The sequence below is a fragment of the Acinetobacter tibetensis genome (assembly GCF_023824315.1).
In the GTDB taxonomy this organism is placed as follows: Bacteria; Pseudomonadota; Gammaproteobacteria; order Pseudomonadales; family Moraxellaceae; genus Acinetobacter; species Acinetobacter tibetensis.
Window position 1 is genome coordinate 1,700,295 of record NZ_CP098732.1, and the last position, 12,521, is coordinate 1,712,815.

At 38.5% G+C, this 12,521-nt stretch carries 11 protein-coding genes; 8 read left to right on the forward strand and 3 right to left on the reverse strand.

Annotated features, from left to right (window positions below; genetic code table 11):
* Window positions 1–189 precede the first annotated feature (189 nt).
* Together M5E07_RS08250 and M5E07_RS08255 are read left to right on the forward strand one after the other, a co-directional pair.
* The gene (locus M5E07_RS08250) at window positions 190–1,536 is read left to right on the forward strand and encodes an MFS transporter (protein WP_252218406.1); all 1,347 of its coding nucleotides are present in this window, start codon (window positions 190–192) and stop codon (window positions 1,534–1,536) included.
* A gap of 33 nt (window positions 1,537–1,569) precedes the next feature.
* Window positions 1,570–2,853, forward strand: coding sequence for an OprD family outer membrane porin (locus M5E07_RS08255; protein ID WP_252218408.1), 1,284 nt, complete (start codon window positions 1,570–1,572; stop codon window positions 2,851–2,853).
* Between the two features lie 139 nt (window positions 2,854–2,992).
* Here the strand turns inward: M5E07_RS08255 and M5E07_RS08260 are convergent, their stop codons facing one another.
* The 3 genes from M5E07_RS08260 to M5E07_RS08270 all read right to left on the reverse strand — a co-directional run bounded on the left by M5E07_RS08260 (window position 2,993) and on the right by M5E07_RS08270 (window position 5,603).
* Window positions 2,993–4,198 carry an MFS transporter gene (locus M5E07_RS08260; RefSeq protein WP_252218410.1) on the reverse strand — a complete coding sequence of 402 codons (1,206 nt, stop codon included), beginning with the start codon at window positions 4,196–4,198 and terminating at the stop codon, window positions 2,993–2,995.
* Between the two features lie 290 nt (window positions 4,199–4,488).
* Window positions 4,489–4,890, reverse strand: a complete 402-nt coding sequence (locus tag M5E07_RS08265) for a rhodanese-like domain-containing protein (RefSeq protein ID WP_116762980.1) — start codon at window positions 4,888–4,890, stop codon at window positions 4,489–4,491.
* Window positions 4,891–5,180: 290 nt separating this feature from the next.
* Window positions 5,181–5,603, reverse strand: a complete 423-nt coding sequence (locus M5E07_RS08270; protein ID WP_252218412.1) for an Lrp/AsnC family transcriptional regulator — start codon at window positions 5,601–5,603, stop codon at window positions 5,181–5,183.
* A 211-nt stretch (window positions 5,604–5,814) separates the two neighbouring features.
* On the opposite strand from M5E07_RS08270, the gene M5E07_RS08275 reads away from it, so the two are divergent.
* From M5E07_RS08275 to M5E07_RS08300, 6 genes are all read left to right on the forward strand, one after another.
* A complete protein-coding gene (locus tag M5E07_RS08275) occupies window positions 5,815–5,970 on the forward strand; it encodes a hypothetical protein (RefSeq protein ID WP_252218413.1) in 156 nt (51 codons plus the stop codon).
* A gap of 70 nt (window positions 5,971–6,040) precedes the next feature.
* The gene (locus tag M5E07_RS08280; RefSeq protein WP_252218417.1) at window positions 6,041–7,270 is read left to right on the forward strand and encodes an aspartate aminotransferase family protein; all 1,230 of its coding nucleotides are present in this window, start codon (window positions 6,041–6,043) and stop codon (window positions 7,268–7,270) included.
* Window positions 7,271–8,308 (forward strand): arginine N-succinyltransferase, encoded by a 1,038-nt coding sequence (astA, locus tag M5E07_RS08285; protein ID WP_252218419.1) that lies wholly within the window; start codon window positions 7,271–7,273, stop codon window positions 8,306–8,308.
* Window positions 8,305–9,771 carry a succinylglutamate-semialdehyde dehydrogenase gene (astD, locus tag M5E07_RS08290; protein ID WP_252218420.1) on the forward strand — a complete coding sequence of 489 codons (1,467 nt, stop codon included), beginning with the start codon at window positions 8,305–8,307 and terminating at the stop codon, window positions 9,769–9,771. Before astA ends, astD begins: the two co-directional genes overlap by 4 nt.
* Window positions 9,772–10,292: 521 nt before the next feature.
* On the forward strand, window positions 10,293–11,756 hold the full coding sequence (locus tag M5E07_RS08295) for an amino acid permease (protein WP_252218421.1): 1,464 nt from the start codon (window positions 10,293–10,295) through the stop codon (window positions 11,754–11,756).
* A gap of 248 nt (window positions 11,757–12,004) precedes the next feature.
* Window positions 12,005–12,475: a hypothetical protein gene (locus tag M5E07_RS08300; protein ID WP_252218422.1), complete on the forward strand. Its 471-nt coding sequence runs from the start codon at window positions 12,005–12,007 to the stop codon at window positions 12,473–12,475.
* Window positions 12,476–12,521: the final 46 nt, after the last annotated feature.

The window sequence follows — 12,521 nt, forward strand, 5'->3', positions numbered from 1 at the left end:
TGATTTTATGGATCCAATTATACAGTATAGAAAAAGAGCAGGATGCTTCATAAAAATGATCTGTCCATCGGATCACTTTCATTCTTAATTATCCCTTCTAGGCAATTATGGATATGGATATGCATAATCACCCAATGTTGTGTTCCCACATGGTCGTGTGTATTTCCGTTCCTAATTGGGAGTTACACAATGCAAAGAAATGTTTTAGATGAGATTAACCATAATAAAATGAGCCGTTACCAATGGTTCGTGATTCTGATTTGTCTATTTCTGAATGTCATTGATGGTTTTGATGTCATGGTGATGGCGTTCACAGCACCTTCAGTATCCGCAGAATGGACTTTGTCTGGTGCAGAAATCGGGATATTACTCAGCGCAGGCCTATTTGGCATGGCCGCAGGTTCCATTTTTTTGGCACCGTTAGCAGATAAAATTGGTCGCCGTTTCTTAATTCTGATTTGTTTGATTATTGCAGGATTAAGTATGTCCGCATGTGCATTGGTTCAAAATCACATGATGTTGGCTATTTTACGTTTTATTACAGGTGTTGGCGTTGGAGGGATTCTGGCGAGTAGTAACGTACTGGCAAGTGAATATGCAAATGCACGTTGGAGAAGCCTAGCCGTAAGTTTAATGTCTACAGGTTACGGCATTGGGGCAACTTTAGGTGGTGTATTGACGTTTTTCTTAATTGAACATTTAGGTTGGCGTTCAGTTTTTCTAGCAGGTGGTATAACAACGCTGATCATGTTCATCTTTGCTTTGTGGTTATTACCAGAATCGCTTGATTATTTATTGGCAAAAAAACCTGTACGTGCGCTGGAAAATACCAATACGATTTTGCAACGTATGCAGTTGAAACATTTACAGGTGCTACCAGAGTATGCGCAAGTTGAACAGCAAAAGGGCAGTGATGTAGCAAAACTGTTTCGCGGTCATCAGGGAGTTCAAACCTTATGTTTATGGTTCGCCTTTTTCTTGGTCATGTTTGGTTTTTACTTTGTGATGAGTTGGACACCTAAAATTTTAATTGCGATGGGCATGTCGCCAGATCAAGGCGTCAGTACAGGAATTTTAATCAGTATTGGTGGTATTTTTGGTGCAGCGATTATTGGGCTTTTAGCTTCACGGATTAAAATTTTCTACGCGCTCAGCTTATTTTTAGGCTTAACAGCACTCTGTATATTCTTATTTGTTGCCGTTTCATCACAAGTCAGCATTGCACTACTGGTGGGTTTATTACTGGGTACACTCATTAACGGCTGTGTTGCGGGACTTTATTCAATCTCACCGACCATTTATGAGGCAGAGATTAGAAGTCGTGGTGTAGGTTATGCAATTGGGTTTGGGCGAATTGGCGCCATTTTATCTCCAACCATAGCAGGTCTATTTTTAGATCAAGGTATGAAGCCACAGTATCTTTATGTGTACTACGGCATTGTATTTATCTTGGCAATTTTTTTGATTTTAATCTTGGGTCAAGCGGTGTATCGACATCAAAAAACTCAAAATTATTCACTCAATACATCCATCTAAACATCTGTTTTAAAATTAAAAGTTGAGATAAAAATGAAAAAGACATCTTTATGGATGGGGATCTGCTTGTGCCCAATTTTTGCCAACATGGCACATGCGCAGTTCATTGCAGATAGTCAGGCCGAAATTACATTGCGAAATTTCTATTTTGATCGGGATTATAAAAAAGATCCTTATCCTTACACTGCTGCTCGAGATTGGGCTCAGGGTTTTATCTTTAAAGGACAATCGGGTTATACCGATGGAACCTTAGGATTTGGTGTAGATATCCTAGCAATGGCTGGTTTTAATTTATTGGGAAGTCAAGCAGATGATTACGCACGAACGGGCTTATTGGCTGTCAATTCGGACAATTCAAGAGACGATTATTATGGAAAAATTGGTGTAACTGGAAAAGTACGATTGAGTAAAAATGAACTTTATGTGGGAGATCTGGTTCCACAACTTCCGACAATTTTTTCTTCTCCAGCAAGATTATTCCCGCAGACTTATCGTGGTGTGAGATTGGTTTCTACAGAAATTCCTAAGCTGCAATTGGAAGGGTTTTATGTTGATAAAGTCCGCCAACGCGATTCTATTCGCTATACCGATGTGGGTATTGATAACATTAATCATCGTTTTGATCGGGCTGCAACGACTGATCATTTCTATACGCTTGGGGGAGTTTACCAACTCAGTGATGCCTATCGCATCCGTATGTATCATGCTGAATTACAGGACATTTACCAACAGCAATTTCTGGGTATTCTAGGTAAGCATCCTATTTCAGATCAGTATAATTTCTTAACGGATGTTCGCTTTTTTAACAGTAATGATACGGGAAGTGAAAAAATAGGCGCTGTGGATAATCGTCACTTAAGTGGGTTGTTTGGTCTCAGCATGCAGGGGCATACGCTCTCGATTGGCTATATGCAGTCTTTTGGTGATACAGGTCTGCCATTTTTATCGGGTGCGGAAAGCCCAGTTGTGCTTGATTTTATGAGTTCGGATTACTCCAACAAAGATGAAAAAGTGGTTTCTTTACGTTATGACTATGATTTTAAAAATGTTCATCTAGGTGAAAATTCGCTCAATGGTCTGCGTTTTATGACGCGTTATGCCAAAGGGGATGACATTGATTTACTAACATACGGTGACCGACGTTTTGAAGAAGAATCCTTAGAGTTTGAGCTCGGTTATCGCATACCAGAAGGGCGTTTAAAAGGCTTGGGGCTTAGAACGCGTTTTTCTCATTATCGAAATGATATGCCAACCAATATGACCTTCCATTCTACGAATGAAACACGTATTAATGTGGATTATAGTTTTAAATTTTAATACAATTTTCTTCTAGTTTTTTAAAAGATAGCTTATTCATATTACATATGAATAAGCTATCACACACCAATTCAACTTATAAAATTAACTTATATAAATCAACAACTGAGTCAAAAATCAATTTACCAAGAACAAAACTTCATTCGGTTTTTGACATTGTCCTATAAAAACCCAAGATACCCAAAACAGGACCCAATAAAAGAATCCAGGCAGAATCTAAACCTATCTGATCAAAAGCATAGGTCGTAAATGCAATGGATACGATGGTTATCGCAAAGCCAATAGAATTCTGAATAGAGAGTGCTGCACCCAGTTTTTCTGGAGGACAGGCAACCGAAGCCTGTGCAGAAAATTGTGGTGAATCTGCAATGACAGATGCACTCCATACAATTAGAACAATCAGCAATGACCACGCAGGTAAATAACGCCAAGCCAATGCAAAAATCAGACAACATAGACCAGAGAGAAATAAAGCCCCCATAGCAACGCGATCACTGCCATACTTCTTTGACCAATATCCACCTAAAATACAGCCTATAGCACCACATGCCATAATTAAAAATGTCGCCAATGGCACATTCGATAAGCCGAGGGCTTTTAAAACACCTGAATGAGCAATAAAAAGAGGCAAAATGGTCCAAAAAGCATATAACTCCCACATGTGACCAAAATATCCGAGTGCGGAGGCTTTAAATTTTTTGATTTTAAAGACTTGGAATGCATTTCCAGTCACTATTCTTTTTTTAACGACCTGCGCAGGTTGGTCATCACCCAATATAAAAATAAGCAATGCAGCAACTAATGCCAAAATGGATGAGAAAGTAATCACATAATGCCAGTTTAAATTGGCTGATAAGCCATTCAGGGCATGGGGTAATGCCGTACCCAATGTAAGCATGGCAACCAAAAGTGCTAAAACTGCTCCGGCTCGATGAGGTGCCCATTGCACCACCAACTTCATCCCAATGGGGTAGATGCCAGCCAAACACAGACCCACGCAAAAGCGGTAGATCATGCCATCGATTAAACCCTGTGCTAACCATGCAAAACACAAATTAAACAATGCACCCAACAGTGCTGCACCCGTAAAAATAGAACTCGCTTTAAAACGATCTGCAAAACCCGTAAAGGCAATCAAGAAGGTTCCAAGAATAAAACCTGCTTGTACAGCATTGGTTAGCCAACCGATATCTGCAACTGTAATATGCCATTCTTGAATTAAATTGGCTGCTGCACTATTTGCACTAAACCATAACGATGTCCCAAAAAGCTGGGCAAAAGTAATAATCAGGATTGCATGTGAAGAAAAGAAGTGATGGGCTTTACCGTGCATCTTAAAATCCATACTCGCTATCCTTAGCTTGTTCGTGTGAATAAGGTCCTTTTTAGACCAATACGATTCTGTTCTTATGTAAATAAAACTTTCATTGCCTTATTCATTTTATCGGTATTTTATTATTGTAAAATCTGATTTTCATCATAAAAAATATAAGCACTGCTATTGAAACGACTTATGATAGAGAGTGATACAGTCAAGATTTAATCATGGAAATACAGGTGATTAAATCCAAGAATGATTAGAAAAGAATAGAAGAAACTGGACTTTTAGCATTAGAACAATTTCTTCTAGATGTCTTAACCCGCACAACCACAATCGATACTCGTTCCAGCACGAGCATTATCACCCATCGTTTGGTAGCCATCTCGTTTCCACCAGTCCAAACCACCAATTAGTTCTTTGACCTGAAAGCCTAAAGTCGACATTTTCAGCGCCGTTTTGGTCGAGGCATTACAACCTATACCATCACAATAAGTGACATACAACACAGTTTGATCCAAATGAGCTAATGTCTCCTGCGTAATACTTCGATGCGGAATATTAATTGCATTTGGAATGTGCTCATGTTGATAGGCTATAGCACTGCGTCCATCAACTACAATAATCTTTTGTCCCTGACTTAATGCTTCAAATAAATCCCAAGAGTCCATTTCATAATTTAACTTGGCTTGATAAAACTCTAATTGTGATACTGTCATACTTATATTTCCTTGCAACTCATAAGATTATCTCGCTTACATCCTAACATTGCTTTTCATTTTCTAAAGTATTTTAAATACCATCTTCTTCATTCACCCCAACAGGTTGTTTTAATGGTAAGAAAACTTCAATTAAGGGCACTATTTCATTGTTTAAAATACTTAATAAACAACTGATCAAAGTAGAAAAATTTTAATTTATAAGAAAAAAATAAAACCTAAATTTTATCTATATTTAGAGTTCTTCAGCATTTTGATTACGAGAATATCCAAATTAAGTTTTATTAACATTAGGTTTTAAAAGTCGAGAGCAAGATACTCGTTTCACTATTATAAATACCAGAAATGCATCGAATTCTTTCTAAGACTTTATCAAAATTCTCTAGCGAATCCGCTTGAATTTCAACCAAAATATCCCATTTCCCATTGGTTTTATGTAAGCGTTCAACGGCTGAATCTAAACGTAATTCACTAATGACCGATCTGGCTTTAGTACCTTCTACCATGATGCTCATCCAAGCACGAATAATATTTTTCTCTACATCTGGACGGTATCGCACAGTATATCCTGTGATGATGCCAGAGGACTCCATATAGTCAATTCTGCTCTTGATGGTTGGACGAGATACCCCCGTTTTTTCCGCCAAATCTGTGACAGACATTCGAGCATTTTCTTTTAGCAAACCGAGAATTATTTGGTCTATTTCGCTCATTTTGCATCCTGCAATTGTCAATTTGGAAAAAAATAATTCATTTTAGAAAAAACTACAAATTTTTTAAGTCATTTTGATCCTTAATAATAGAAAAATGCGCTAAGCCTGCTGATGATTCGGTTTTATTTCAGACTTAAATTTAGTTAGAGATCCAAAGTCTCGCTAAAGGGTTTTAAGCGCAGATGGAAGCTTAGGTCGTTAAGGAAAAAAGATGACTAACACAGAAAATTATACTGGCAACGCGATTGTAGGTTCTTTTCCTCAATCCAGAATTTCACGCGGTCTAAAACCGTCTTCGTCATTTTTTATTTTCTATAACGCTTATAGCTACACGGAATTAGGGCACATCGCACTGCCACATGAATGAATATCTAGACCCATTTCAGTAAGCCACTAACGATAAAACGAATTTAAAACCTATTGGAGAGAATAGCAAAATGAATAACTTAGCAGTGACGCGTAAAAACTTTAATGATTGGATGGTTCCAGTTTTTGCCCCAGCAAATTTTATCTTAGTGCGTGGTCAAGGTTCTCAGGTTTGGGATCAAAATGACAAGCAATATATTGATTTTGCAGGTGGCATTGCAGTAAATGCATTAGGTCATGCACATCCAGTGGCAGTTCAGGCCTTAACGGAACAGGCGACTCAACTTTGGCATATTGGCAATGGTTATACCAATGAACCTGTTCTTCGTTTAGCAAAGCAGCTCGTTAAAAACACATTTGCAGACAAAGTTTTTTTCTGTAATTCAGGTGCAGAAGCAAATGAAGCTGCTTTAAAACTTGCACGCAAAGTCGGTTTGCTCAGTGGTCATGCAAATAAAAATCAAATTGTTGCGTTTAAGAATGCATTTCACGGCCGTACTTTATTCACTGTGACCGCAGGTGGTCAGCCAAAGTATTCTCAAGATTTCGCACCGCTACCAGAAGGTATTCAACATACTGCATTTAATGATTTAGAGCAGGCAAAAGCCGTGATCAATGAAAATACTTGTGCCGTTATTGTTGAACCTATTCAAGGTGAAGGCGGCGTACTTCCTGCTGATCTTGAGTTTTTAAAAGGCTTGCGCCAACTCTGTGATGAACATGGCGCCGTCCTGATTTTTGATGAAGTCCAAACAGGTGTTGGGCGTACAGGCTCTCTCTATGCCTATATGAATACAGGTGTTACTCCTGACATTCTAACCACTGCCAAAGCTTTAGGGGGTGGCTTCCCAATCGGCGCGATGATTACCACAAATCAATACGCCAATATGTATGCAGTGGGTGATCATGGCACAACTTATGGCGGCAACCCATTGGCTTGTGCAGTGGCAAATGCGGTATTCGAATTTATCAACACGCCAGAAGTTTTAGAGGGTGTTCAGCAACGATTTGATTATTTTGTCACTGGTCTAAATAAGATTAATGCGAAATTCAATGTTTTTGAGCAAATTCGTGGTCAAGGTTTACTCATCGGATGCGTCTTGAAAGGAGAACATGCAGGGCAAGCCAAAAATATTGTCAATTTAGCAGGTGAGCAAGGCTTACTGGCGCTGGTTGCAGGTCCAAATGTTGTTCGTTTTACACCTTCACTCATTATTCCATTTGAAGATATCGATGAAGGGTTAAGCCGTTTTGAGCAAGCTCTTGAAAAATTTTCACACGAATTGAAGGAGTGTGCATAAATGATGATTATTCGTTATATCCGAGAAGATGATATCAATGACATCTATCAGCTTGCTGAAAAAGCAGGTTATGGGCTTACTTCATTACAGCCCAACTTGGAAATTTTGGCAGCAAAACTGAAACGCGCTTGCGATACCGTGCGCGGCAAACTGAGCAAAGCAGATCAAGGCTATTTCTTTGTTTTAGAAGATACCAGCATTAACAAAGTAGTTGGGCTCTGTGGGATTGAAGTTGCTCTGGGCTTAAGTGAGCCTTGGTACAACTTCCATGTGGGCACTCAAGTACATTCTTCAAAAACACTCAATGTGTATAAAGCACACCAAACCTTGTTTTTAAGCAATGACCATACTACGTGTAGTGAATTATGTACGTTGTTCCTCGATCCTGATTATCGTAAAGAAATGAACGGGAAGTTTCTTTCAAAAATCCGCTTCTTGTTTATTGCAGCATTCAGAAATATTTTTGAAAAACGCATTGTTGCAGAAATGCGCGGATATTCGGACGAAGTCGGCAACTCTCCGTTCTGGGATGCAGTCGGACATAAGTTTTTCAATATGGAATTTAGGAAAGCTGATTATCTTAGCGGTACAGGACAGAAGTCTTTTATTGCAGAACTGATGCCACGCTATCCGTTATATGTCGATATGTTGCCTGCAGCAGCTCAAGAAGTGATTGGCAAAGTCCATCCCAATACCTTACCTGCTTATAAATTATTGTTAGGTGAAGGTTTACGTTTCCAAGGTTATGTCGATATTTTCGATGGTGGCGCGACTTTAGAAGCTGATGTAGAGAACTTACGTTCAATTAAAGAAAGTACTGTTCTTCCAATTGAAATTGTTGAAGCAGCAACTTTGAATGAAGCTGAACCGTATTTAATTTCAAATGACCATTATCAAGACTACCGTGGCCTTTTGATTCAGCATGATCCTGAGCAAAAAAACATACAGTTAACGCAAGCGCAGGCTGAGCAACTCAAAGTAGCTCAGGGTGATGTGGTTCGTGTGTTGTCCTTAAATCCGAAGGAACACAAAGCATGATTCAGGGCAAACAATTTATACAAGGACAATGGCTGAATGGGCATGGTGCAGAATGGATCAAAACAAATCCAATCAGCAATCAAGCACTCTGGACTGCTCAAGCAGCCAACCAAGAGGATGTCGAAAAAGCCACACTTGCTGCACGTCAAGCCTTTCCTGCATGGGCGAAATGCGCATTAGAACAACGTATCGAGATCATTGAACGTTTTGCAGCATTATTGGAGCAGAATAAAACTCGTCTGGCGGAAGTCATTAGCCAAGAAACCAGTAAACCCCTTTGGGAAACACTGACCGAAGTTCAGTCCATGATTGCTAAAGTGGCAATTTCTGTACGTGCTTACCATGAGCGAACGGGCGCTAGCCAAACTGTCATGGCAGATGGCGTTGCATCATTACGCCATCGTCCGCATGGAGTATTGGCTGTATTTGGACCTTACAATTTTCCAGGTCATTTGCCCAATGGGCATATTGTTCCCGCCTTAATTGCAGGAAATACCCTCGTATTTAAGCCCAGTGAATTAACCCCATGGACTGCTGAAGAAACAGTAAAACTTTGGCAGCAAGCAGGTTTGCCTGATGGTGTTTTAAATCTGGTACAAGGGGGGCGCCAGACAGGTGAAGCACTGGCAGCTTCAGCACAAATTGATGGTTTACTTTTTACAGGTAGCGCCAATACGGGTTATCACTTGCATAAACAAATGGCGGCTAGTCCAGAGAAAATTCTTGCTTTAGAAATGGGAGGCAATAATACACTCATTATTGATGAAGCTGTTGATGTAGGCGCCGTGGTTCATTTGGCGATTCAGTCTGCTTTTGTTTCAGCAGGGCAACGCTGTACGTGTGCTCGCCGAATTTTGGTGAAAGAAGGTGCCAATGGTGATGCCTTTGTTCAGCGCTTTGTTGAGACTGCACAAAAATTAGTAGTAGGTCACTGGAATCAACAACCACAGCCATTTATGGGAGGGGTGATTTCATCTCAAGCTGCCGATCTGATGCTGAAAGCACAACAACAATTATTAGCTCTAGGGGCGACTGCGCTGTTAGAAATGACGCGTCCTAATGCTGAAAGTTCACTACTTACGGCTGGAATTCTTGAGGTTACAAAAGTTGAAGTCCCCGATGAAGAATACTTCGGACCTTTAACCACTATCTGTCGTTATAAAGACTTTGATGAAGCCTTAAGTCTTGCAAACCAGACCCGTTTTGGGCTGTCTGTGGGTTTGGTTTCACCAAATCGGAACTTGTTCGATCGCTTAATTATTGAAGCGCGTGCAGGAATCGTGAACTGGAATAAACCATTAACGGGTGCATCCAGTGCTGCACCTTTTGGAGGTGTAGGGGCTTCTGGGAATCATCGTGCAAGTGCTTTCTATGCAGCCGATTATTGTGCGTGGCCTATAGCTTCATTAGAAAGTGACACAGTTATTTTACCTGAGAAGCTTTCACCTGGTATTTGCTTATAAATATCAGGGTTTATAAATACTCAGGATATTCATAATAGAATTGGTAGTTTTTATTTTAAACTATCAATTCTTAAAATAAAGATCACTAGACTAATGGATAATTGCAACTATTTACTCGAATATTTTTTAGCTAAATGTACATTTTTAATTAAACAAGTGCTTTTAAATTAAGCAGAAATAAAGAGCAATTAAACAAAAAAGTCTAAAGTGTGCGGTATGATCCACCAGAAATTTTATTCAGTTAAATATGCTACTAAACCATATTTAACCTGATTATTAATTAGTCATTTATTTGAATTTTTATTGGAGTGATTATTGGGTTTTAAATAAGTCATATTTAAGTCATCCATTTAATTAAAAGCGATCAAGCAAGACTTAAGAAAGCAGAATAAATGGATTTTTACTCTCAATTATTTAAATTAATTTTATGTTGAATTTAAATAAATAAGATTATTCATTATGTGGGTTAAGTCGTTATTAAAGGATTTGTAACGGTTGTTATAAATTGGAGTAAACATTACATGAGTAAGAACAAGGGAAAGCAATTTCTAGAAGGAGACCTTCTTGGAAGTCAGCACATGACTGAACAAGATGAAGAAAAATTGCAACGCTCATTGACAAATCGTCATATCCAGATGATTGCCATTGGTGGTGCAATTGGTACTGGATTATTTATGGGTTCTGGTAAAACACTGAGTATTTCAGGAACTTCGATTATTCTGACCTATTTAATTATTGGATTTTTCTTTTTCTTTGTTATGCGTGCAATGGGAGAACTATTGCTTGCAAATACAAATTTTAAAACCTTCGCCGATTTTGCGACCGCATATTTAGGCCCATGGGCAGGTTTTTTTCTAGGTTGGTCTTATTGGTGTAACTGGATTATTACCGCTATTACCGATGTTATTGTAATAGGGGGGTATATGCAATTCTGGTATCCCGATATGCCTGTATGGATACCTGCGTTTGCTTCACTCGCCATTTTGACCATATTAAACTTTGTTGCAGTAAGAATGTTTGGTGAATTAGAGTTCTGGTTCTCCCTAATTAAAATTGTTGCGATTATCTTATTTATTGTCGCGGGGCTGTATTTAATTAGTACCCACTATGTTTCTCCAAATGGTGTGACAGCATCTTTCTCACATTTATTTGAAAGTGGCTCCATGTTCCCATACGGTTTAACTGGTTTCTTGGCTGGCTTCCAAATTGCTATTTTTGCTTTTGTCGGTATTGAATTGGTCGGCACCACTGCTGCTGAAACCAAGGATCCACACAAATCACTCCCTAAAGCCATCAACTCTATTCCATTAAGAATTTTGTTGTTTTATGTAGGCTCATTGGTTTGTATTATTGCTGTGACGTCTTGGGCACAAGTTTCACCAGAAAAAAGCCCATATGTAGAAATGTTTACCCATGTTGGTTTACCCATTGCAGCAGGCCTAATTAACTTTGTTGTTGCAACATCAGCTCTTTCTTCTGCAAATAGTGGTATTTTTGCGACCAGCCGTATGTTATACGGTTTATCTTTAGAAAATGATGCGCCTAAAAGCTTTAGCAAGTTGTCAAAACGTAAAGTTCCGATTCGTGGTTTAGTTTTCTCTATGGTGTGCGTAACACTTGGAACATCAATTCTATTTATTGTGCCAAATGTCATGACTGCATTTACGATTATTTCTGCATTAACGTCAATTTTATGTATTTTTACATTTATGTTGATTGTACTTTCTTATATTGCATATCGTAAAAAAGACCCTGAATTACACCTCAAATCAAATTATAAGATGCCTGGCGGACTCTTCATGGCATGGTTTACTATGTTGTTCTTGGTTTTCACGATTGTCATTTTAGCTTTAGATCATGATACTTTAATTGCACTTGCACTTTCTCCAATCTGGTTTGTGGGTCTCTTTATTGGTTACCGCTATAAAAAGAAAAAAATCTTAAAGCTTAATCTATTAGATCAAGGCAAGGTAGATTACGTTTAAAACGTTTCTCTAAAATTGATTTGAATAAATAGCTAGAACGAGATGCTCTAGCTATTTTTTTAATGAATAAACTCTAAACTCTAAACTTTAAATAAGATACTGATATGAATAAAGTCACCTAAAAATAAGGATAAAATTCAATAAGATTTGTTTTATTTAAAATTATTTCAGCTCTTCTTTTTCTGAAAAAAAAGGCTTAGAGTATCTCTATAACAATAATCTTCTCAAGGATCGCGGGGAGTCAGAAAATGAACAATATCCAGAAAATAATTTATGCTTTATGTTTCATTGGCCCATTTTTTTCTATAGCTCAAGCAGAAACCTTATCTGAACATTCTGATTTGGCAAGTATTACGGCTAGCTCTGGAGAAAGGGAATCGAATCCATTAGATCAGTATGCAACAGACACCACAACATTTTCTAATGCAGCGTTATCTATCGCGTCCTTTTCTGCCTTGGCTCAGTATGAACGTGCTAGTAATAAAAAAAATGAAAGCATGCAAATGCCCCCCGAAATAAAAAATTTAGAAGAAACAAAAGCAAATGCAGCAAACTCTGTCTTTCGCCGATACAACTATCTATTGACCAGTCGCTCAGCAGATTATAGCTCGAAGACCAATTATTGGTGGAATGCCAGTAATTATAGTTGTATTGCAACAGTTACATACAATGGACGAATTAATGCTGTGAATAGAGTCAATTCTTCTGATTGTCAGTGACATTTTCAGTCTTGATAGAGCAGGATGAGTAAGATTTAAATTATTT

Coding starts and splice junctions, on each gene's coding strand:
- M5E07_RS08250 (WP_252218406.1), top strand. CDS start 190: ATGCAAAGAAATGTTTTAGATGAGATTAACCATAATAAAATGAGCCGT.
- M5E07_RS08255 (WP_252218408.1), top strand. CDS start 1,570: ATGAAAAAGACATCTTTATGGATGGGGATCTGCTTGTGCCCAATTTTT.
- M5E07_RS08260 (WP_252218410.1), bottom strand. CDS start 4,198: ATGGATTTTAAGATGCACGGTAAAGCCCATCACTTCTTTTCTTCACAT.
- M5E07_RS08265 (WP_116762980.1), bottom strand. CDS start 4,890: ATGACAGTATCACAATTAGAGTTTTATCAAGCCAAGTTAAATTATGAA.
- M5E07_RS08270 (WP_252218412.1), bottom strand. CDS start 5,603: ATGAGCGAAATAGACCAAATAATTCTCGGTTTGCTAAAAGAAAATGCT.
- M5E07_RS08275 (WP_252218413.1), top strand. CDS start 5,815: ATGACTAACACAGAAAATTATACTGGCAACGCGATTGTAGGTTCTTTT.
- M5E07_RS08280 (WP_252218417.1), top strand. CDS start 6,041: ATGAATAACTTAGCAGTGACGCGTAAAAACTTTAATGATTGGATGGTT.
- astA (WP_252218419.1), top strand. CDS start 7,271: ATGATGATTATTCGTTATATCCGAGAAGATGATATCAATGACATCTAT.
- astD (WP_252218420.1), top strand. CDS start 8,305: ATGATTCAGGGCAAACAATTTATACAAGGACAATGGCTGAATGGGCAT.
- M5E07_RS08295 (WP_252218421.1), top strand. CDS start 10,293: ATGAGTAAGAACAAGGGAAAGCAATTTCTAGAAGGAGACCTTCTTGGA.
- M5E07_RS08300 (WP_252218422.1), top strand. CDS start 12,005: ATGAACAATATCCAGAAAATAATTTATGCTTTATGTTTCATTGGCCCA.